The sequence below is a fragment of the Psychrobacter sp. TPE 89C genome, assembly GCF_055522395.1.
Genome location: NZ_JBVFXW010000017.1, coordinates 18,318 through 42,066, shown reverse-complemented (window position 1 = coordinate 42,066; position 23,749 = coordinate 18,318). Strand labels below are relative to the sequence as shown.

Sequence of the window (23,749 nt, the reverse complement as noted above, 5' to 3'; positions counted from 1 at the left end):
GCTACTGATGGTTCTGGTTCGGCTGACTCATGTTGTCAAAGCCGACAGAGATATGCCATCATTTTATACGAAGCGGTTAACTATGGTGACTTGATAAGATTTAGGTGGTGAGAGCAATGACGTATCAAATAATATGGTTAGCCATCTCATTAGCCATAAGATCAGTAGTTAACCAAGTATAAAGCCACCCAAACCATCCTATTAATTAGGCAGTTTTGGCGGCTTTTTTGGTTTTGGCAGAGGTGTCTTTGCATCGCCTGCTGCTTTACTATCAGGATCTACATGATGTGGTTCTTTGCTGATATCGCTGTTAGCATCGTAATCATGATTGTTCGGCATTTTGTCCGTTTGATTATACTGAATATCATTGGTGTAGGGCATGCTATTGAGCTCTTCATCCATTAAGCCATCGTCAAGGTCTACAGTTTGGTGAGAAGGGGCATGAGCTTGCGTATGATCGCCCTCAGGTTGATTGTCATAATATATATCAGTGTTTGTTTGAGGATACTGAGCATTACCTTGTTTAGACTCAGGTAAAATTCTGACATCAGACAAGCGTCGTACGACATAATTGCTTGGTAAATGTTTGCCATTTTTTTGCGCTGAGGTATCGTCAAATATCATATGCCCTTGGCTGTCGATACGTGCGTATTTCATTGGCTTATCACGTGGCCAGAAAAAGTCAGAAGGATGGCTAATAATATGACCGAACACCAATTTTGTTAGGCGACTCCATTCAAAGAAACGAACTTCTTTAGAGCGTAATGCAACAAACAGTGCCAGTGAAAAACTGACCAATAAGTTGACGATACCAATAAGCGCCACGCCAAGCATTGAGACTAAGATAACGCTCCAACTTATCTCATCGGCAGATATGTTAAATAAACCATGTGCCAAGTTCGCCGAGGCAAACGCAATATGGCGAATATCAATTGGCAAGCCAAATATAAAGCCAATTGTCGCAGTACTACCTAAGAACACACCGAATAAAAAGTTACCCATGATGGCACCCAAATTGGCTTCTATAAAGCCACCAAGGCGCTGAAGCCATGATTTCGGTAGTATGTACATGAGTAGTTTATGGCGTTGGATACGGGCACCTATATTATTGTACACCGCTAAATTGTCATAATAACCAGCAATCAAACCCGATAAAAATAAGTACACACCAGCAATCGCAGCATGGGGCAGTGCCAGCGAATGAAAGGGGTCTAGATCATGGAGTAGGTGACCCGCTTTTTCGGAGTCAATCATCGGTGTACCCGTATATTGCAGCCATGCAAAAGAGATAATGAGGGCAACGGGTATCGCTAGCATCACATTACCCATGATGGCAACAAACTGAGTACGTAAAATATCGACGACCAATTCTGATAATTTGGTCAGCTGATGGGATTTTTTACCAGAGCTTTCAGATATGGTAGAGGCAATAGCGGCCGCAGTCATGGCTGGCTGTTTAGTAGCAACGGTACCGCGGATGACATGGATGAAGACAAAGCCTAAACCATAAATCATACTGTTAACGAATGCTCGACCTATCGGAGCCAGTGCCAATTGATAAGCCAGTATTTTAATCGTGGCCATAAACGCAATGATAAAGCCACCAATAGAGGCTTTTTTGAACATCTTTCGGTAGCCAGACTTATCGGTGCTGATGTAATGCTCACCGACACGGCTAGCATTTTCTGTTACTTTACGAGAGAGTAGCTTGGTATTATTATCGATTAAATAACCAATACTATAGCGACGATTGGCAGTTGTAATCAGCGTTTGAATCAGATCAATCACCGCACGATCGCGCTTGTGATCGTCATCTGTGACCAGCTCCGTCAAGATGCGCATACGTTGTAAGCTTTGATCCAAACGCAGCATCATATTCGTCAGACGAATAGAGATACCAGTTTTGTAAATACGTTTGCGTACGGTGGCAACGATATCCTCACACTGCTCAATCATCACGAGTAAAGGCGCTGGATCAACCGCTTGTTCAGGGGTGATGTCCGTTAACGTGTCAAGTTCATGCGCTTTTCTGTATTCATTGACAAACAGGACCGCTTCTTGGTTTTGAGCCACAAAAGACGCTGAGTAATTCAACATCTGCGGGTAAGAGTCCATCAAATCAGGATGCAAGCCGATACCACTGATGCGATAAGACAAGATAATAATCGCATTCAAAATACTGTTTTTTACGGTGGCGACTAAGTCTAAATGCTTCTCTTCTACTTTAAGCAGCTCTATTAACGTATCCCATTTATCTTTTTCGATATTGGCAAGCCAACGTTCATCAGACTTTTTATCGAACAAGTAGCCAACCAACTCAACGACAGAGTCTTCTTGCGGTAGTATCGGCAAAAAACGATGGCCAACCAAACGGCGTAAGCTGTTAAAGAATCCTTGGTCTGACATGATGCCAGTATCAGTATACAAAGCGATTTGACGGTATTGAATGATTATCTTTAGGACGAAGCTAGAGAGTCCATCAGCATATTCTGGATGCTGACGAAGAATGTCAATAAGCGATTGAATATTTGCGTTGGCGAGGGCGGGCTCTTTATCATTTACCCGTAGCTCGTCTATTAAACGCTTTAGTACCGCGTTATCGGGTACATCACTTAAGGCAGTAATCTGCTGTAAAATGTGTTTCATTTCTGACACGTCATACCCTTTGTTATGATTATTTTGGTAGTTTTTATTATGTAATGGGTCACAGTAAGCGTTTTTCTAAAAATATGGCAACCTCTTTATTTGGTTAAAATAACGCTTTATTGTACGTCATTTTAATCTGAACCATTCACTGATAGTCACTTATTTTGTTAGCAATTATGATGAGAATCATTTTGGCACAAAAAAGGACAGCTCAATGTGACTGTCCTTTTTTAAGAGTGTTTTATATGATAATTACTTAGCTAGCAGGTACATTAAAGTAATCAAGATCAAAGTTCATCATCGGATCACTACCAGCTTGTACCATCTGTGCATGTGACTCGATACGTGGCAATATACGACCGACAAAATAATCAGCAAGCTTGGCTTTGTTGGTATAAAAATCACCTTCTTTGCCATTGGCCGCTTCGACCATCAGTGCAAACATGTACGAATATGCTAGGTAGCCAAAGGCATGCATATAATCAACGGCACAGCCATTGACTTCATTTTTACGCTCGCCAATATTACCAAGCACAGTCTGAGTCAATGCTTCGATCGTATCTGCAGCATCTAGTGTCGCTTGTTTGATACCATGATCTGCTTTCATATTACCGATAAAGTCACGAATTTCACCCAAGAAATTTGTGACATATTTGCCGTTATTACGAGCAACTTTACGGCCTAATAAATCAAGCGCTTGAATACCGTTGGTGCCTTCATAAATCTGTGCAATACGAGTATCACGTACAATTTGTTCCATACCCCATTCGCGGATATAGCCATGACCACCAAATACTTGCTGGCAATCAACGGTAGCTTCTAACGCTTTATCGGTCAAAAATGCTTTAGCCACTGGCGTGAGTAGGGCAACACGGGCAGAAGCCGCTTTTGCCAACTCAGGATCTGTACTAAATTTCTCTTCATCGAGGTTTTTCGCAACGTACATGGCAAAACAACGAGAAGCTTCGGTATTGGCTTTAGCATTCAGTAGCATACGGCGTACGTCAGCATGATGAATGATAGCATCAGCAGGTTTTTCTGGGCTTTGTAGTTGCGTATCGCTACGACCTTGACCACGATCATTGGCGTATAAAGCAGCGTTTTGATAGGCAAGCTCAGAACCGCCAAGGCCTTGTAGACCCATGGTGACACGTTCATAGTTCATCATAATAAACATTGAAGATAGGCCAGTGTTTTCTGAGCCAACCATCCAACCTTTAGCATTGTCAAAGTTCATGACACAAGTGGCTGATGCTTTGATGCCCATTTTATGTTCGATAGAACCCACTGCCAATGTGTTGCGCTCGCCTAAGCTGCCATCTTCGTTGACCAAGAATTTTGGTACCACAAACAATGAAATACCTTTTGAGCCTTCTGGCGCATTAGGTGTTTTTGCCAATACTAAATGAATGATATTGTCAGTCAGATCATGCTCACCACCAGTGATAAAGATTTTGGTACCAGAGATATCAAAGCTACCATCATCATTAGGCACAGCTTTGGTCTTGATGATACCCAGATCCGTACCAGCATGTGGCTCGGTCAAGCACATGGTACCTGACCATTCACCGTTATACATTTTTTCTAAGTAAGTCTGTTTTTGCTCTTCAGAGCCAGCAGCGTTCAAGCAAAGCGTCGCACCGACTGTCAGATTTGGATACAGTGCAAACGATTGGTTTGCAGTGAAAACCATTTCTTCAGTCAACATAGTGACCATTTTTGGGAAGCCTTGACCGCCGTACTCAGCGTTACCGCTTAAACCAACCCAGCCTGATTCAGCAAATTGCTTATAAGCTTCTTTGAATCCAGTTGGGGTAGTGACGACGCCGTCACCATGAAATGTTGCGCCTTCTTCATCACCACTGCGGTTGATAGGCAACAGAATGTTTTTTGACAGTTTTGCCATTTCTTCCAAAATCATATCGACGGTTTCTATGTCCACATGAGCTAAGTTTTCGTTATTTTGCCAAAATTTAGGTGCATTAAACACGTCATTTAAGATAAAGCGCATGTCATTAAGAGGGGCATTATAGACAGCCATAAACATTCCTTTGGTTCAAATGAGTAGAGTTAAGAGTATTAAAGTTATAGGTTGTTTTTCTAATGTAACCTGAGCGATTAATAATTAAAGTTTAACAAATAAGCTTGCGCGCGGGTGTATTTCTTCGTGAATCGTGCGTGCACCAAAAGTCAGTAGCGACTATTGTGATGCTGAACTACCTCTCAAGGGCTAAGACCGTCGTTGATATGAGATACTAAAGCGACTCACAAGGGCATAAAATAAATCGGCAACATACCGTTGTATGTTGCCGATCATATATCTTAGCTAATTTATAAAGTCTTCAATTAAAAAGCAAATTGATCGACGTCCATGCTCATATATGGCTCAACACCAGTACTGATACGCTGTACGTGAGTGGTGGTACGTGGCAATAATTTAGCAAAGTAGAATTGTGCGGTTTTTACTTTGGCATCATAGAATGCGGCTTCGCTAGTACCGTCTGCAATAGCAGTTTGTGCAACTAGTGCCATACGAGCCCATAAGTAAGCTAGTGTGACATAGCCACTGAAGTACATGTAATCAACCGCTGCACCGCCTACTGCTTCAGGGTTTTCAGTCGCTTGCATGCCGATACGTGCCGTTAGATTACCCCATTCTTTAAGGTGCTTGACAAGTGGACGAACAAATTGACCCATCTCGTCATTTTCTTTGTTATCTTCACAGAACTGTTGAATGATATTAACAAAGTTGCCAAGCAGTTTGCCTTGAGAGCCCAATACTTTACGACCTAATAAGTCAAGTGCTTGGATCTCAGTCGTCCCTTCGTATAGACAAGCGATACGAGTATCACGGACGTTTTGCTCCATACCCCATTCGCTCACAAAACCGTGACCACCATAAATCTGTATACCATGATTGGCGGCTTCTAAACCAGTTTCGGTCAAGAATGCTTTGGCAATTGGTGTCAATAGCGACAACATTTGATCAGCAAATTTAAGCTCTTCGCCTTCGCCTTTTGCGACGATATCCGCAAAATGTGAGAGGTAATAAACCAATGCACGGCCACCTTCAGCAAAGGCTTTTTCGGTCAATAGCATATTACGAACTGCTGGATGTACAATGATGGGATCAGCTACTTTTTCTGGTGCTTTAGTGCCTGAAAGCGAGCGCATGGCCAGACGATCTTTTGCATAGGTTAGTGAACCTTGGAACGCATACTCAGCAGCTGTTAGACCTTGAACAGCAGTACCGATACGGGCAACGTTCATAAAGGTAAACATGCACTGTAGGCCGCGGTTTTCTGGGCCAATTAGGTAACCTGTTGCACCATCGAAGTTGATGACACAAGTGGCAGAGGCTTTAATGCCCATTTTATGCTCGATAGAACCACAAACGACATTGTTACCTTCACCAACGCTACCATCTTCGTTCACCGTCATTTTAGGGACGATAAACAATGAGATACCTTTTGTGCCAGCAGGTGCGCCTGGTAGACGCGCTAATACAATGTGAATAATATTGTCAGTTAAATCATGCTCGCCGGCAGAGATAAAGATTTTTTGGCCAGTAATGCTATAGCTGCCATCTTCTTTAGGCTCAGCTTTAGTACGGATGATACCCAAATCAGAACCCGCATGCGCTTCAGTCAGACACATTGTACCTGACCATTCGCCACTGATCATTTTTTCTAGATAGGTTTGTTTCTGTGCATCAGTACCATGGTGCTCGATGGTTTGAATAGCACCATGTGATAGGCCAGGGTACATGGAGAATGACCAGTTGGCCGTACCAACCATTTCATTGATAACCGTTGATAATGAAAAAGGCATGTTTTGACCACCGAACTCTTCTTCGGCAGACAAAGCAGGGAAGCCAAGCTCACAGAACGCTTTGTACGCTTCTTTAAAACCTTTTGGCGTGGTAACAACACCATTATCAAAATGACAGCCTTCAGCATCACCGCTTTGGTTCAATGGTGATAGCTCATTTTCAGCGAAGCTTGCAGCCATTTCGAACAGGCTGTCCATTAATTCACGGTCAGCTTCCTGAAACGCAGGTAAAGTTTTATAGTGGCTTTCGCTATCAAGTAACTCATGCATTACGAATTGAATATCACGTAAGGGCGCTTTATATTGCATAACTTCCTGTCCTTTTTGGCATATAATCAATAATCGTCAAGAGTAGGTAGGTAGCTGCACTATTAGATAGCGCAAAAGTCCTGGTCACTTTAATCTGAACATCCTAAATAAATGCTAGGCTGTAATACAGATTGACTAAGTTATCGATTACATAAAATCGTATTGAAAAGAGTGGTGATTGTTAGAGTCGGCTTGAGGCTAGATAAGACCTAACAAATTCACTATAAAAGATAGGCTTTCACAGAAGATTATACAAGTTTGGTGACAGGACTGATAAGTCATGAACCTACCTTGCATCCGTTGTGTAATCGAAGCTAGGCGTTCAAGATAAAGACGAATAACCACATGAAATTATTAGTGATACTAAGTAAGTGACGCTCAATCAGGTTGGGTTATACCACACTGTACTGCTGAATTAACATATTGGTTGCAGAGTCAGCTGGCACGGGTCTGCTCAGCCAATAGCCTTGACCTTGCTTGCATCCCATTGCAAATAGTACGTCACGCTGCTCCTCGGTTTCGATACCTTCAGCGATAACGTGCATATTAAGCGCATTGCCCAAATCTAAAATCGCCTTGACAATCGCATGTTGGGTAGGATTTTTTTCAATATTAGAGATAAAGCTTTTGTCGATTTTAATAAAATCAAACGGATACTCTTGCAAGTAACTTAACGAGGCATAACCGGTGCCAAAATCATCTAAGGCCAGACAGACTCCCAACTCTTTGAGTAACTCCAATTGTTTTTTAACGTTGCTATGGCGCTGAATGAGAGAAGATTCAGTCACTTCAATATGCAGTTGATGTGCAGAAATATTGTGCTGCGTAAGGAGGCTGCTCACCATCTCAGAAAAATTAGGATGGCTAAACTCTGCAGCGTCAGCATTGATACAGACATGCTGACAAAATCCTTGCTTTTGCCAAATCGACAGTTGCTTGGCAATTTGAATAGCCATTTGTGAGAATAGCTCAAATGATAGCTTATGAGTGATAATGGCATCGATGAAGTGTACTGGGCTCAACAGTCCACGAGTCGGATGTTGCCAGCGTACCAATGCCTCAAAACCAGTGATGGCACCAGTCGCTAATTCAAATTTTGGCTGATAGTAAGGGATAAATTGACCTTCAGAGGCGGCGACTCTGAGTTCAGCCTCTAATTGCCAGCTATCAGCGGTGGCTTCATCGATAGCGGCATCATACCAACAGATATCATCACCACCCTGATTCTTGACGTAATGCAGCGCTTTTTCAGCTTTGGTTAACAGGCCTGTTAATCCTTCACCATCTTTAGGAAAGTAACTAACACCAATGGATACATGACAATATATCTTTGCTTCTGATTTATCTGGAGAGAAAGGACGTTCACACATTTGCATTAAGCTATCTAGCTGGTGACGAATGATATTGGCATCAGGACATTCGAATAATAAGGCAAAATCATCACCACCAAAATGGGAAAAACAATGCAAGTTATCGAGTTTGAGTTTTTTGACGCGTTTGACAAAACTGTTAATCAAATCGTTTATGCCATCAGGGCCTAGCAAGCTTGCAATGCTTCGATAACGGTCTATATTCAAACGTACGATGACGACTTCTTGGTAACTGTCTAATAGCAAGTCACTGACTTGACTCAAAAATACTTTACGGTTTGGCAGGCCTGTCACTTGGTCATAATTGAGTAAATGTGCCACTTGTTTTTTGTCTTTGATGGCAGAAGAAGTATCACGCAGCATGCCAATATAGTAAACAGTCTGTCCGATATAGAGTTTGCGATAAGTGATATGACAATCAACGATCTCTCCATAGCGATTGGCCATCGAAAAGTCATTTTCATAAAAACCATTAGTATCTAAGTGGCTAGTGATATCCGCTAAAATATCTCTTTCTTCTTTGGATAAAAATTCTGCCGCGTAGATACCGAGCGGTCGCCCAAGTAAAAATGACTCAGTGTAACCAATAGTCATCTCGTAACAGGCATTGACCGATAAATAGCGCAAATTGGCATCTAAGATGAATATAGCGTCATCAAGCTGTTCGCATAACTGCGCTAGTAACTGTTGTTTGTCTGCGATTGGCATAGCGGCGGCATTAGTCATAGTTAAACCCATAACGTCAAAGTTGAAGAATAAATAAGATTACATACATGCTCTTTCGGTCATTAATGACTCAAAGCATGTAATGTCGCTAACGCAACGACTGGTGCGGTTTCCGTACGTAATACTCTCGTGCCAATTTGCCAAGGATGAAAGCCGAGCTCTGATGCTTGCTGACATTCATCATCGCTGAGCCCGCCTTCAGGGCCAATCAATAGTTCAATATAAGGTACTGACTGCTTTAAGGTGACTGGTAACAATTCAGGCATCACGGGCTGTCCTAATGCTGGCACGCTCAACTGCATACGCAAATCAGCTGGCTGCTGTAGTCTTCGATAATAAGTGCCTTGACTAAGCGCAGCTACTATGGGGCTGACCGCCATTTCTTGTTCGCTATCTACTACCTTAAGTAACCAGTCATTGATAGAGATAGGTGCAAGAATGAGCGGCGGACGATTGAGGCCGCATTGCTCGCAGGCAGCAATAGCCACTTGCTGCCAATGTGCCAGTTTTTTCTCAACTTGTGCAGGTTTTAGGTTGACCTCACCATGATGGCTACTTAGTAATTGAATAGCCGTTACACCCAGCTCGGTTGACTTCTGAATCGCATAGTCCATGCGTTCAGCGCGACTCATTACCAGACCAATTTTAGTGAGTACTGATGCGCTACGATCATCCTCTATATGAGCCAATAGAGTGACAGTGGCGTGTTTTTTACTGATGGTCTGTAACTGTACTTGATACTCACCGCCAAATCCGTCGAATAAAACCCCTTTATCGCCAACATTTGCCCGTAATACGCGGCACCAATGATGAACGATGCTTTCTGTCAGTTCGACATTGGCACCTATAGGTAAAGTGCTAAGTCGAGGATAAGTTGCATCTTCTGCATTATCGGTGTCATTGCTGGTCGCATAAAAAAAACGTCGCACAGTTGCTTAGTCCTATAGTTTCAATAATAAGTTTTTTAAATATTTTAGCAGAATATCGTCAAAGTAGGTGAAGTTATTGCTGTTAGTACATTTAGCATAATGCTTATTAGTATAATTTTTATTGTAAGAAATATTAATTATTTCTGATTGTATCTAATAATCTTAAAAAGTCATTACCAAAAAAAACTGGCGTTCCGAAGAACGCCAGTTATTATGCAGTAAATTGAATAATAATTTACGTGGTTAACCCTAGCTCTTCAACCAAACGTTTGTTTGGTTCAACCTTGTTCATGCTATAAAAATGCATGGCAGGTACACCTTCGCTAATGAGACGCTCACATAAACGATACACCACATCAAAGCCAAATTCACGGATGGCCTTGCGGTCATCGCCAAAATCTGCCAATTGCTTACGTACATAACGTGGAATGTCAGCGCCACAGCTATCAGCAAAACGCATCAAATTGCTAGAATTAGTAATTGGCATAATGCCAGCGACCAACGGCTTAGCAACCGTATCAACACCGCGCTTTTCTAGGGTGTCGCGCAAGTATAGATAGCTATCAGCATTATAGAAGAACTGTGTAATCGCTGCATCCGCACCCGCTTGAAACTTATTGACCAAGTTGTCAATATCAGAATCGAAGCTACGGGCTTGTGGATGCATCTCAGGATAAGCGGCTACTTCGATACGAAAGTGATCACCTGAATGTTCACGAATAAACTTGACTAAGTCTAACGCAAACGGCAGCTCACCCATACCAACTTGACCTGACGGTAAGTCACCACGAAGCGCGACAATACGATTGATGCCTAAACTCTTGTAATGTGTCAATAGTTCAGCGATTTCGCTTTTATCATCGCCAATACAGGACATATGCGGAGCAACACCAGTATCACCGCGTGTGCATAATGCTTGCACAATATCTAAGGTGCGACTGCGGGTGGAACCACCAGCGCCATAAGTCACCGAAAAATAACTCGGTGACAGCTTGTTTAGCTCATCATAAGTACTCAGTAGCTTTTCGTGTCCCTGCTCAGTTTTTGCAGGGAAGAACTCAAAAGAGAACGCAGGCTTACTCACAGTCTGGCTCCTTTTAGTATTTATAAGCGTCAGGCTTGAATGGGCCTTCGACTGATACACCTAAGTATTCAGCTTGCTTTTCAGTCAGCTTGGTTAAAGTACCGTTAAAGCCTGCAACCATCGCAGCGGCTACTTCTTCGTCTAATTTCTTAGGCAATACTTTGACGTATAAGTTATCAGTACGCTTGTCTGCTGGCAGCTCAGCGAATTTTTCTTCGAACAAATACATTTGAGCCAATACTTGGTTAGCAAATGAGCCGTCCATCACGCGTGATGGGTGACCAGTGGCATTACCTAGATTAACTAGACGACCTTCAGCAAGCAAGATCAAATAATCGTTCTCATCGTCTGAGCGGAAGATTTGATGAACTTGTGGCTTAATCTCAACCCAGCGCCAGTTATCACGCATGAATTGGGTGTCAATTTCAGTATCAAAGTGACCGATGTTACAAACGACTGCACCAGGTTTCAGTGCAGCTAGCATATGACGATCACAAACATGGTAGTTACCAGTGGTGGTAACGATCATGTCAGTATCTTCAAGCAAACGCGTGTTGATGTTGTCAGCGCCGCCAGTGTTATCACCATTAATGTAAGGTGATAATACTTCAAAGCCGTCCATACATGCCTGCATGGCACAGATAGGATCAACTTCTGATACACGTACGATCATGCCTTCTTGACGTAAGCTTTGCGTAGAGCCTTTGCCCACATCGCCATAACCGATAACCAAAGCGCGGCGACCAGCAAGGAACATGTCGGTAGCGCGTTTGATAGCATCATTCAAGCTATGACGGCAGCCGTATTTGTTGTCGTTTTTAGACTTAGTAACGGCGTCGTTGACGTTGATTGCTGGTACTTTAAGTGTACCTTTGGCAAGCATCTCAACCAGACGATGTACACCAGTAGTGGTCTCTTCTGAGATACCATGAATGCTATCAAGCAGCTCAGCATAATCATTATGAATCAAAGCAGTTAAGTCACCGCCGTCATCCAAAATTAGGTTGGCATCCCAAAGCTTGCCTGACGCTTCGCCGCCCACGTGAACTTGTTGACGTAAGCACCACTCGTACTCTTCTTCTGTTTCGCCTTTCCAAGCATAAACAGAGATGCCAGCAGCAGCAATCGCAGCAGCAGCATGGTCTTGAGTTGAGAAGATATTACATGAGGTCCAGCGTACTTCAGCACCTAGCGCGACTAGTGTCTCGATAAGTACGGCAGTTTGGATGGTCATGTGGATACAGCCAGCGATTTTAGCGCCTTTAAGCGGCTGATCTGCTTCGTAGCGACGACGCAAACCCATTAGGGCAGGCATTTCAGCTTCGGCAAGGGTGATTTCACGGCGGCCGTAATCAGCAAGGCTAATGTCAGCGACTTTATAGTCAGTGAAAGAGGGATCGATCGTATGGGCAGATGGGGTGTTAGACACTGCGTCCATAATATGCTCCTATCAGTGGTTAATTTATGATAAAAAGAATAAAAACGCAGGTGCCGTTGTTTGCGCTGTGAGTGACCAAAAATAAGACACTCGACAGTTAACCGAGCCTAACATAATGATTGATTAGCATGGCTTTGAAGCCTAGATGCAATAATCAATTATTATGGCGCAACACCTCTCGGAGGGTGTCATTGTAATAGATGACAGGTAAAATGTCACCCATAAAAAAGACCATCAATCGATGGTCTCTTGTAACAGTAGAACAAATAACTTTAGTACCAGTTATAAGTTAATGAGGTGAAGAAGTTAGTGCCGTCAGTGTTATAGCCAATATCTGTTATATAACTTTCGTTAGTAATATTGTTTAGACGTGCTGTCATAGATAGGTTGTCAGTCAGTTCGTAGCTGCCACTGATATTTAGCAGTCCATAATTGTCTATAAATTGAGCGTCAGTATTGGTCATTCTGCTGTAATAGTCACCCACATATTGATACTCAGCACGAATATCCAAACTTGGCAGACGGTATCCGACGTATACCAATCCTTTATGTTCAGGACGATAGGGGAGATAGTTACCATCATTACTTCCGCCACTATTGTCTTCTGCCTGCTGGTAGTCATAGCTACCACCAAACAGGTAGTTATCAACAGTCCAATCTGATGTCAATGTTAAGCCTTTAATTTCGGCTTTATCGACGTTTTGAGTAGCCCCTGCATAAGGGTTGGCAGTTGTAGGAGTTGCGACATAACTGATTAAATCTTCAACATCATTATAATAGCCAGTCAAGCGTGTAGACTGTAATGGCGTACTGTATTCAACAAAAGCTTCATAGTTGTCGCTGGTTTCAGGTTTTAGATCAGGGTTGCCACCGTATCCAGGATATATATCATTGAAAGTAGGTGCGCGAAATCCTTTTGCATAGCTAGTACCAATACGCCAATCAGGATTAATATGGTAAGCACCGCCTAAGTTATAAGTCGTTTCATCACCGTATTGTGAGTTATCATCATAACGTAGGTTTGCTTGGGCATCGAATTGGTTGATATCAAATACGTAGCCAAAAAATGCACTGGTTACATCACGATCATCGATTTCATAGGCACTACTATCTAGGCTTTGGTTAAGGTATTCGATCCCATAAAAACCTTGACCAATCGAGAGCTGATGTTGACCTAGTAAACTTATTTGGTCTTGTTTGGTATCAAATACCCCGCCATATTGACTAGAAGAATCACTCTTATCAATTGAATGGCCATATTGTAGTTTCAATGAAGAACCTGGCATATAATTCCAATCTACATAAGCCTGAGCACTACCATTTTCTTGATCAGCATGCGCATTTTCATAGCTACCATCATCAAAATCGGTAGTAGACTTGCTATATAAAGCACTGGCGCCTGCTAGCCATTGATCGTTAATGCGTTGATTTAGAGCAATACTCACGTTGTCGCTCTCAAACCCGTCTTCATCTTTATTATAACCAGATGCACTGGGCAGTTTGGCGCTAATACCATCGCTTTCATTGTGACTGGCTGACAAACTCAGTGTGGTACCAGTAGAATTAAAAAATTGTGCACTAGCACCGTATAAGTATTGATCGTTTGAGCCAACACCAGCAGTAACCGACATACTGCTTTGATCTACATTACTACCTTTGGTGAATATTTGAATCACACCGCCCATCGCATCTGCACCATAAATACTAGAACCTGATGCACCATATAAAATTTCGATACGATCAATTTGGTCGGCAGGCAATAAGTTGAGTGCTGCACCACCATTACTAACAGAGCTATAGCGTATGCCATCAATCAATACTAAGATTTGTTTGCTATCGTAACCGCGCATATAAAAATTTGAGGTGGTACCCATGCCACCATTAGTATAATGACTGATACCAGGCTGCTGCTTCAATACTTCAAAGGCACTTTGCCCTTGATAATGTTTTAGCTCTTCACTATCGACCACGCGTGTCTGCGCAATAACATTACTAGTCTTAGTCGGTGTGCGGGTAGCTGTTACAACGATTTCATCGAGTTCAACTTCTGGTACTTCGTTGTTGCTTACGACAGTAGAATCCGTTGCTGCTGTTGCATTCAAAGAAAATACGCCAAGTGCGCTCAGAATACATAAGCGAAGATAGGCAGTCGAAGAAGAAGGTGGTAAAAACATAGTCAATTCCAAAGTAATCATATTAAGAAGTACAGAAATAAAAAATAACCATTTTGACGCTACTATGGTTAAAAATTACAAAAAGCAATAAGTGAGCAAAACTATGCTCATTATCTATAAAAATCACCACTTTATAAACCACTTTAACCTAATGTTTATTCACGCTAACATGAGTAACTTTCATGGTTAGTTGCTAATTATTCATTTGATAATCATTTCGGCTTTCAAATGGGCTGATATTCATGAGAGGTTTGAGCTAAATTAGTAAGTAATATCGTTAGGCAGTTATTGATATAGATAGCTACAAAAATGCGTAATCAAAAGCACTGCTGTGATAAATAATTGCTATTATAGTCAGGATTTCATTGTTCTCTGTTGTACTATTCATAAGCTAAGAGGTTTGTTTTGTCTACTAAGTATCGTCTGATTCCTAGCACCGAGTTATCTTCACCATACTCAATCATTAAAGTACCATTACTCGCGATGGTATTTTTACTTGTGCTGCTGTTGAGTTTGTTATGGCCAACTCATACCTTTGCAGCAGAAGCCAGTTCATTGGGTATTAGTGATAGTAGCAGTGAAGAGTCAGAAAAATCACCGCGACCAGACTCATTCGGGCGAGATACACCAAGGAATACGGTGCAAGGGTTTATCAGCGCCCTAGGTGAAAATGACTACCTGCTGGCGAGTAACTATCTAAATTTATCGAAGTCTGACAACCCAACGACCATCGTACGGCAATTTAAGCAAGCGCTAGATGCAGGTGGCCGTTTTCAGCCGGATTTGCAGCTGAGCAATACGCCTGAGGGTAACCTCACTGATCAGCTACCACCAAATCAAGAAAATGTGGGTGCGATTAATATTGGTGAAAAAAGCGTGTCACTGATACTCGAAAAAGTTACGTCTGAGAGAAATGAAAAGTATTGGCAGTTTTCAAGCGATACGCTCAGCTCGATACCGGAAGTAATAGAGAACACTGAACCAACTTTGGTATCTCGCTATACCATTGATTCATTGGACGGCAAAAAGCTTTTCGGTTATCAGTTGGCTGATTTGGTCGCGGCGCTTGCCATGATCGTCAGTAGCTTTATATTGACTTATATCATGGTTTGGCTGTTGTATCATCTATTGAGAATCACTTATCCGCATGTACGCGGTGTGACATTGCCATTACCGGATAAGGTGATACTACCGCTTTCCGTGGTAATCATGGCACTGATACTGTCTGAGGTGATGGTATACGCTGGCGTATCAGTGACCCTGCGTGAGCCAGTCAATCGTTTCACGGAAATAGCTTCGTGGGTAGCGATAACATGGCTACTACTACGAGTCGTCGATGCCATATTCACTCGCGCGGTAAATTTGAGCTATAAGAAAAACTATACTGAGCGGGTCTCAATCTTAGGGCTGATGCGCAAAGTGGTTAAAGCGCTGCTGCTGATATTTGCTGTGATTGTCATCTTTGGTAATTTAGGTTTTGATTTGACCACAGGTATTGCCGCATTGGGTGTGGGTGGTTTGGCATTGGCACTGGGTGCACAAAAGACCATCGAAAACTTAGTCGGTAGTGTCGTCGTCGTAGCAGATTCGCCAGTGCGAATCGGTGACTATTGTAAATTTGGCACTTATGAAGGTACGGTGATTGATATTGGTATTCGCTCATCGCGTGTGCGGACATTGACGCGTACGATCGTGACAGTACCGAACGGTGACTTTTCATCGATGCAGATTGAAAACTTTACTTCTCGTGATATGTTTCGTTTTTTCCATCATTTATATTTGAAACGTACCGCTGATCTTGATGTGATTTTCAAAATGGTAAACGACTTGGATGAATTCATAAAAGAGCATGATTTAACCAACCCAGAGTGGAATCAGGTCAATATTTTAGAGCTGCGTCAAGATTGCTATGTTATTCAGTTGCAGGCTTATGTCAATGCTACTGGAATCATTGAATTCTATGACAAGCAAAATACGTTATTTATCGATGTATTAAAGAAAGTCGCGAAATATAAAGTAGAACATGCATTGCCGACTCAGCAGCTTATCGTCAATCAAGCCGAGCTAGAAGATCACATTGATAATGAGGATCAAAACCATAATCAAGAAAGCAATAATCAAGCAAACAACCCCATTGAGTCGGTAAAAGAGGTATCAATTAGTAAGGATGCTAATGCTGGCAATGACAGTTCTGATGACTATACTGCTGTGGATTTAAATAAAGATAAAGGCAATAACAGTACTAATAGCGATGAAGCCCTCAATGAAAAAAAGAAGGCAACATTGAAAAGCAAGAAAGGCCAAACGCTCAAAGGACTCATACATAAAAGCCATGTATTAAAGAAAAGCAAGTTTAAGCATGTCAAAAAAAGACCTAGCTTTTCTATATGGAACCAATTTTAGAGTAAAGATTAAAGAGACCTTTGTAATGGTGTTAAATACAGAGGTCGCTATCAATATAAGACTCAAACGATTGCCTTAATAACTTTTTTAATACTAGGTTTTATAAAGGCACAGCAGTTTTATTACGTAATGCACCGTAATACGACCATAGCAATAGGCTGGCAGCACTACGGTGTGGTGACCAGTCTTGGGTCAGGTTCTTTAATTGTTTCGGAGTAGGTCGCTCTGCCAAACCTAGCAACTCCATGGCCGCCACTTTGATGGCTAAGTCATCGACAGCGAATACGTCTGCGCGTTTTAAAGAAAACAACAAGTACATCTCAGCCGTCCAACGACCAATACCAGTGACAGCAGTTAGCGTAAGTATGGCATCTTCATCTAGCATAGTTTCTAATGCATTAAAGTCTATATCGTGCTCGACCAATGAGCGGATATAACGAGTTTTTTGTTTAGACAGTCCTTGTGCTCGCAAAGTCTCATCCGTTGCCTCAATGATTGCATTCGGTGTCGTCAAGCCTGCATCAACCAACCGTTGCCAAATGCTGGCTGCGGCAGCGACAGATAACTGCTGACCAACCATTGCTCTCATCAGCTGCTCAAACCCACCTGTATTGTATCTAAGGCTTGGCGTGCCAACTTGCTTATGGACAGGCTCAAATCGTGGCTCGATAGCAATCAAAGCAGTGATATGCTCATTTAGTGCTTCAACACTTTCAATTGTTTGTATGCTCATGATAGATTCACTCTAATAAAAATTGTGCATGAAAGTCATATAGCTGTGTGCTTACAGCTTGCTACTATAGAAATAGACGATTTATTTATATAAAAAAGGACTGCTATTTGCAGTCCTTTTTATTTCTAATACTGAGCTAACAATAATAATTATTCGCCATCAGCTTTAGGCTTTTTGAGCAATACCAATACTGCACCATTACCGCCATCTTTAGGCGGGGCAGAGCAGAAAGCTAGTACTTCTGGTAATTGACGTAACCAACCGTTCACACACGTCTTTAGAATGGCCTCAGAGCCTTTACCATGGACTATTTTTACCATCGTCTCATTTTTCTGCTTCGCTTGACTCAGTAATTGCGTCATGGCGTCGCGAGCTTCTTCTATCGTGCAACCATGAATATCTACAGCATCATACCAACGTAGCTTGCCTTTCTTAAGTTGATCAAAGATCTTGTTTTGCAAGGTTGGCTGTTTGTACGATAAAAATGCTTCAGCAGCGACAGGGTTGAGCAGTGCTTGCATGTCTGACAAGCCTGCGCCCAAGTCACTCGCTTCACTACCTTGAGCAGCCGCACGTTTAGACAGTGTGGTTGCATCAGGTTTGCCTGCTTTTGCTGCATTGGCAGGTGAGCGGACGTTTTTATCGTCAAGCTGATTGACGCCATGCATGGCTTGCATAAACAGCACTTTATCATCATCAACATGTTCGCTGTTCATTTGCTTAACAGTCTTATTGACTTGTTTTTGTGTGGGTAATGACACAGGTTCAGTTGGCTTTTGATCCTCACCTTCAGGTGACGTGGTATCACGCCCTTTACTTAGTTGGCCTTTTAGCTCTTTAAGTTGGTCTTGCATTTCTTTTGAAAACAGAGAATTTGACATAAAAGTTAATGTATCGTTGGTTGATGAATGAATGACTTGATAGTCTATATCGTCGCTGGTGCTATATTAATATAAGCTTACGTATCGTAGCCTAAGCTATTTTAGTTACTTTACTCGTCTGCTGCGACGCCCGCAAGTAAGGATTGTAACGCTTGTCCAGGATGATCCGTTTTCATAAACTGCTCACCAATTAAAAAGTGCTGAATATCATGGCTTAACATCAAACGAATATCATCACTGCTATGAATCCCACTTTCGGTGACGACAAGCGGTTTAAGGGTTGTATTGTCTACCGCTAATGCTTCGATCAAAATATTTTTTAGATCTAATGTGGTTTGCAGATCGACGTCAAAAGTATTTAAGTCGCGATTATTAATGCCATAAATATTATGCGCTGAGCGTGGCAATGTTAGTGCGCGATCAAGCTCAGATTTGGTATGTATTTCTATCAACACATCCATACCTAACTCGATACTCAGTGCATGCAGCTCGTGTACTTGCGTGTCATCAAGGCAAGCCATGATAAGTAATATGCAGTCTGCACCCATTAGATAAGATTGATAGATTTGGTATACATCTACCATAAAATCTTTGCGCAATATTGGTAGGCTTGCAGCATTAGCCGCTTGAAGCAGGTAGCTGTCATCACCTTGAAAATAATCACGATCGGTCAATACTGATAAACAACTGGCACCAGCTTGCTCATATTGCTGGGCAAATAATGCTGGTGCAAAGTTATGATTGATGATGCCTTTAGATGGTGATGCTTTTTTGATTTCAGCAATGATACCGACACTGTTTTTGTTCGTACTGGCCGCTCGTAAAGCGGCAGCAAAGCCTCGGCGTGGTTTATTATCAGCTGCGACTTGCGTTTGTAAGTCCTCAAGAGAAAGACTCTCACGCGCGGCTTTCACTTCTTCTATTTTGGTTGCAACAATGCGCTGCAATACTGAGGGTATGTCTGAGTGAGTTGTGGTCATACTAGTATCCAAATAATATTAAATGTAAATATAGTCAAAGAATTACTAAACGGCTACGGCGTTACCCTTCTTAGATGTACGACTTGTACAATCTGCAGTCGGCTGCCTTGTATCCGTTTTAGACTATAGACAGTGGTGGCAAAGTTTGCATCATATGAGTGCTTATAAGTTAACCCTGAGCCACTAATTGCTGTGTGTAGTTGGCCAGAGACTCAAGCTTGAGCAACGCATCACCATTTTGGATGGCTTTTTGCGCTCGGCTCACACCATTGGCGTAGTTGCTGGCAAGTCCTGCCGTATATATGGCCGCACCTGCATTAAGCGCAATCATATCACGCGCTTTGAGTACAGAGCGGTCATGAGTATCGGCTCCAGATAGTGCAGCGCGAATCAGCTCCAGACTTTGCGCTGGAGAGTCGACATCGAGACCGATCAGTGTCTGTGACTCAATTCCCGCATCTTCTGGCATCATCTCGTAAACAGATATCTCGCCATCTTTTAATTCAGCGACCGTAGTTGAAGTAGCAAGGCTAATCTCATCCAAACCGTCTTTTGCACCCACGACCATGACATGACGGGCGCCCAAGTTTTTCATGACGTTGGCGATAGGCTCACACAGTTGGGCAGTGAAAACACCAATGACCAGATTGGGCGTGCCAGCAGGATTGGTTAATGGCCCTAAGATATTGAAAATCGTACGCGCTTTGAGTTCGCGGCGCACGGGTATGGCATAGCGCATGGCACTGTGATGATTGGGTGCGAACAGAAAGCCGATACCTTGGTTTTCGATACAGTCTTTTGCTTGTGCAGGTGTGAGCGCAAGGCTAATACCCGCTTGTTCGAGTAAGTCCGAGCTACCTGACTTGCTAGACACGCCGCGGTTGCCGTGTTTGGCAACTTGCGCGCCAGCCGCTGCTGCCACAAGAGCAGAGGCGGTAGACACGTTGAATAAATTAGCGCCATCGCCACCAGTGCCAACGATGTCTACTAAGTGATCACAGTTCTTTGGTTTGATATTAGAAGCCAAGGCACGCATGGCACTGGCCGATGCAGTAATCTCATCGATTGATTCACCTTTCATACGTAAGCCAGTCAAAATAGCGCCCATCATGGCGTCGCTACATCTGCCTTGCATGATGATCAGCATCACTTGATACATCTCATTAAAGGTTAAATCAATGTGCTGAAAAATTCTTTCTAACGATGCCGTCAATAACTTATGAATATCTGCATCAGACAATTGAGCAATACTATCTGGAGTGTGATTACCCTCTATTTTTGTTGTACTCATTATATTCTCGCTTACTATTTTTATAAGTTTGTTTTAGATTAAGTTGGTTTCAAATTTAATATTTTAGATTTATTTTTTAACGATACTTAGCCGACTTGTGGTAACTCGTTCGAGGCCAACACTGCCAAATTATGTGTTTGCAAAAAATTATTGAGCAGCTGATAACCTGCCTCGCTCAAAATAGACTCAGGATGGAATTGCACCCCTTCGATGGCCAAATTTTTATGTCGGATGCCCATAATTTCCTCAATGCTACCATCGGCATACTGTGTCCATGCAGTCAGCTCAAGACAATCGGGCAGGCTACGTTTGTCAATGACGAGCGAGTGGTAACGGGTGACTTGTGATGGATTAGGCAATCCAGAAAACACACCTTGACCGTTATGGTAGACGGCCGATAGCCGACCATGCATGACTTCACCAGCTTTGACCACTTGACCACCGAATGCTTGCCCAATGGCCTGATGACCCAAACAAATACCCAATATCGGTATGGTACCTTTGAATGTTTCGATAACTGCTAGAGAGATACCAGCTCGATCAGGATCACATGGGCCAGGACCGATGACAATCACATCTGGTGCAAGGGTTTGAATCTGTTCAATGGTAGCCTGATCATTACGCCAGACGGTGATGTCCTGCTGTAATTCACCGAAGTACTGTACGATATTGTACGTAAAGCTGTCGTAATTATCGATCATCAAAATCATTGGATTTTCAACTTATGGCTATGATTGTGTTTTTTAGACTTATATTTTTCTATAGGGATTCTTGATTCAAGTAATTTTTGACGCAAGTGCTTCTGCATTCATACGTTTGTCAGGCGTGGTTATCTTACCATTATTTTGTGGTCTATCAAATGTAGGGCACAAGCTATCTAAGTAAGTCATGCGTAAAAATTATTTTACCTCACAATACTTGTGACGAAATACTTATAACGAAATATTTGTGGCGAGTCTTTGGTTTTGGATTGTTTGATATTTTTAGGCATTAGATACGCACCAAAAAAGAACGTAGTTCACTATTGGTGCAGTTTTTTAGCACCAGAATAGCGCGATAGCATGATTTTTTATGTCTATAAATGAGGGCTAAGAGATATGTTGTTCATTGACAGGCCATGCTTGATAAAGAATAAATCATGTTATAGGTAATTGTAATAATTGCGAATTAAGTTGATGAGCATTGTCTCAAATATTATTATTTTTATAAGTTGGCACAGCGTTTGCATTACTACTTTTATGATTATTTATGGCTGAAAATTGATTCAAAAATAATTATTAATAAGTGCCGGAAGAATTTACTATTGTGAGTTATATGTTGTTAGAATGAAAAATAAGCATTAAAAGGATGTCTTGACTAAAGACATTGACAGTGCTGATAATAAGCATAATATTGAAGGCGCTATTTAGTATTAAGAACACAGCTGATATTCTTGAACCAGTAAATTGCATCAGTCACTTTAAATCGCAATAACGTGATCAACACAACGGAGATTATTTATGTCGAACAAATTACTAGACCTTATCAAATCAACAAATGCTAAATGGGTTGACTTTCGTTTTACCGATACCCGTGGTAAAGAACAACATATCAGCTTTCCTTCACATACCATTGACGAAGAAGTAATGGAAGACGGCAAGATGTTTGATGGTTCATCTATTGCTGGTTGGAAAGGTATTGAAGCCTCAGATATGATCTTGCGCCCAGATCCAGAAACTGCTTTTGTTGACCCGTTCTTTGATTCAGTTACCGTTGTCGTTACTTGCGATATTATCGAGCCATCAACGCTACAAGGCTATGATCGTGACCCACGTTCTATCGCACGCCGCGCTGAAGAGTACTTAAAGTCTACTGGCATTGGTGATACTGCTTATTTTGGTCCTGAGCCTGAATTCTTTATCTTTGATGATGTGAAGTGGTCAATTGATATGTCTGGTGTTAGCCATAAAATCACTGCTGAAGAAGCAGCATGGTCAACAGGCGAGACGTATGAGTGGGGCAACATGGCGCATCGTCCACGTGTCAAAGGCGGCTATTTCCCAGTACCACCTATCGATAGCTCACAAGACATGCGTTCAATTATGTGTGAGCGTATCGAAGACATCGTTGGTGCAGGTAGCGTTGAAGTACATCATCACGAAGTAGCGTCTTGCCAGTCTGAAATTGGCGTAGCATTCAACACGATGGTACGTAAGGCAGATGAAGTTCAACAGTTGAAATATGTTGTTCATAACGTTGCGCATCAGTTTGGCAAAACAGCAACCTTTATGCCTAAGCCAATCGTTGGTGACAACGGTTCAGGTATGCACGTGCATATCTCTATCGCTAAAGATGGCGTAAACACCTTCGCTGGTGATGAATACGCTGGTTTGTCTGAAACAGCTTTGTTCTTCGTTGGTGGTATCATCAAGCATGCTCGTGCTTTGAACGCGATCACCAACCCATCGACCAACAGCTATAAGCGCCTAGTACCACATTATGAAGCGCCTATTAAACTTGCTTATTCAGCATCTAACCGTTCAGCGTCTATCCGTATTCCACACGTGAGCAGCCCTAAAGCGGTACGTGTTGAAGCACGTTTCCCTGATCCAACAGCGAACCCTTACTTAGCATTTGCTGCATTATTGATGGCCGGCCTTGACGGTATCCAAAACAAAATGCATCCAGGTGAAGCTGCTGACAAAAACTTGTATGACTTGCCACCAGAAGAAGAAGCACAAATCCCAACGGTTGCAGAGAGCTTAGATGTAGCACTACAAGCATTGCGTGACGATCATGACTTCTTGTTAAAAGGCGATGTGTTCACTGAAGACATGCTAGAAGCGTTTATCGCTTTGAAAGAAGAAGAAGTACAACGTCTGAACGTAACTGTACACCCAGTTGAATTTGACATGTACTACAGCTGCTAATTAGTCGCTAAAGCACTCAGTTATTTTGAGTCAAAAAAACCAGCT

15 protein-coding genes are annotated in these 23,749 nt (G+C 42.3%); 2 read left to right on the top strand and 13 right to left on the bottom strand.

The annotated features are described in order from the left end of the window. Positions 1 to 201: 201 nt before the first annotated feature. The 8 genes from ACZW67_RS07060 to ACZW67_RS07025 form a co-directional block, all read right to left on the bottom strand. Positions 202 to 2,655, bottom strand: coding sequence for a site-specific recombinase (locus ACZW67_RS07060; RefSeq protein ID WP_465182694.1), 2,454 nt, complete (start codon positions 2,653 to 2,655; stop codon positions 202 to 204). A gap of 247 nt (positions 2,656 to 2,902) precedes the next feature. Beyond that, positions 2,903 to 4,687, bottom strand: a complete 1,785-nt coding sequence (locus tag ACZW67_RS07055) for an acyl-CoA dehydrogenase C-terminal domain-containing protein (RefSeq protein ID WP_465182693.1) — start codon at positions 4,685 to 4,687, stop codon at positions 2,903 to 2,905. A gap of 305 nt (positions 4,688 to 4,992) precedes the next feature. After that, positions 4,993 to 6,786 (bottom strand): acyl-CoA dehydrogenase C-terminal domain-containing protein, encoded by a 1,794-nt coding sequence (locus ACZW67_RS07050; protein WP_465182692.1) that lies wholly within the window; start codon positions 6,784 to 6,786, stop codon positions 4,993 to 4,995. A 392-nt stretch (positions 6,787 to 7,178) separates the two neighbouring features. Then, positions 7,179 to 8,882, bottom strand: a complete 1,704-nt coding sequence (locus ACZW67_RS07045; RefSeq protein WP_465182691.1) for a putative bifunctional diguanylate cyclase/phosphodiesterase — start codon at positions 8,880 to 8,882, stop codon at positions 7,179 to 7,181. A gap of 62 nt (positions 8,883 to 8,944) precedes the next feature. Then, positions 8,945 to 9,811: a 16S rRNA (uracil(1498)-N(3))-methyltransferase gene (locus tag ACZW67_RS07040; protein WP_465182690.1), complete on the bottom strand. Its 867-nt coding sequence runs from the start codon at positions 9,809 to 9,811 to the stop codon at positions 8,945 to 8,947. A gap of 235 nt (positions 9,812 to 10,046) precedes the next feature. Next, positions 10,047 to 10,895 (bottom strand): methylenetetrahydrofolate reductase [NAD(P)H], encoded by an 849-nt coding sequence (metF, locus tag ACZW67_RS07035; RefSeq protein ID WP_110923817.1) that lies wholly within the window; start codon positions 10,893 to 10,895, stop codon positions 10,047 to 10,049. Between the two features lie 13 nt (positions 10,896 to 10,908). Beyond that, complete coding sequence (ahcY, locus tag ACZW67_RS07030) at positions 10,909 to 12,333, bottom strand: adenosylhomocysteinase (protein WP_465182689.1); 1,425 nt, start codon at positions 12,331 to 12,333, stop codon at positions 10,909 to 10,911. A gap of 272 nt (positions 12,334 to 12,605) precedes the next feature. After that, positions 12,606 to 14,507: a TonB-dependent receptor plug domain-containing protein gene (locus ACZW67_RS07025; RefSeq protein ID WP_465182688.1), complete on the bottom strand. Its 1,902-nt coding sequence runs from the start codon at positions 14,505 to 14,507 to the stop codon at positions 12,606 to 12,608. A gap of 405 nt (positions 14,508 to 14,912) precedes the next feature. Between ACZW67_RS07025 and ACZW67_RS07020 the strand changes: the two genes are divergently transcribed. Beyond that, positions 14,913 to 16,910: a mechanosensitive ion channel family protein gene (locus ACZW67_RS07020; protein WP_465182687.1), complete on the top strand. Its 1,998-nt coding sequence runs from the start codon at positions 14,913 to 14,915 to the stop codon at positions 16,908 to 16,910. Between the two features lie 100 nt (positions 16,911 to 17,010). Here the strand turns inward: ACZW67_RS07020 and ACZW67_RS07015 are convergent, their stop codons facing one another. The 5 genes from ACZW67_RS07015 to ACZW67_RS06995 all read right to left on the bottom strand — a co-directional run bounded on the left by ACZW67_RS07015 (position 17,011) and on the right by ACZW67_RS06995 (position 21,505). Further along, a complete protein-coding gene (locus ACZW67_RS07015) occupies positions 17,011 to 17,643 on the bottom strand; it encodes a DNA-3-methyladenine glycosylase family protein (protein WP_465182686.1) in 633 nt (210 codons plus the stop codon). 149 nt (positions 17,644 to 17,792) lie between these two features. After that, on the bottom strand, positions 17,793 to 18,524 hold the full coding sequence (locus tag ACZW67_RS07010) for a Smr/MutS family protein (protein WP_197101415.1): 732 nt from the start codon (positions 18,522 to 18,524) through the stop codon (positions 17,793 to 17,795). Positions 18,525 to 18,634: 110 nt separating this feature from the next. Next, positions 18,635 to 19,504: an indole-3-glycerol phosphate synthase TrpC gene (trpC, locus tag ACZW67_RS07005; RefSeq protein WP_465182685.1), complete on the bottom strand. Its 870-nt coding sequence runs from the start codon at positions 19,502 to 19,504 to the stop codon at positions 18,635 to 18,637. 169 nt (positions 19,505 to 19,673) lie between these two features. After that, complete coding sequence (trpD, locus tag ACZW67_RS07000) at positions 19,674 to 20,795, bottom strand: anthranilate phosphoribosyltransferase (protein WP_465182684.1); 1,122 nt, start codon at positions 20,793 to 20,795, stop codon at positions 19,674 to 19,676. Between the two features lie 86 nt (positions 20,796 to 20,881). Beyond that, complete coding sequence (locus ACZW67_RS06995) at positions 20,882 to 21,505, bottom strand: anthranilate synthase component II (protein ID WP_465182683.1); 624 nt, start codon at positions 21,503 to 21,505, stop codon at positions 20,882 to 20,884. Between the two features lie 789 nt (positions 21,506 to 22,294). Between ACZW67_RS06995 and glnA the strand changes: the two genes are divergently transcribed. After that, complete coding sequence (glnA, locus tag ACZW67_RS06990) at positions 22,295 to 23,704, top strand: type I glutamate--ammonia ligase (RefSeq protein ID WP_465182682.1); 1,410 nt, start codon at positions 22,295 to 22,297, stop codon at positions 23,702 to 23,704. Positions 23,705 to 23,749: the final 45 nt, after the last annotated feature.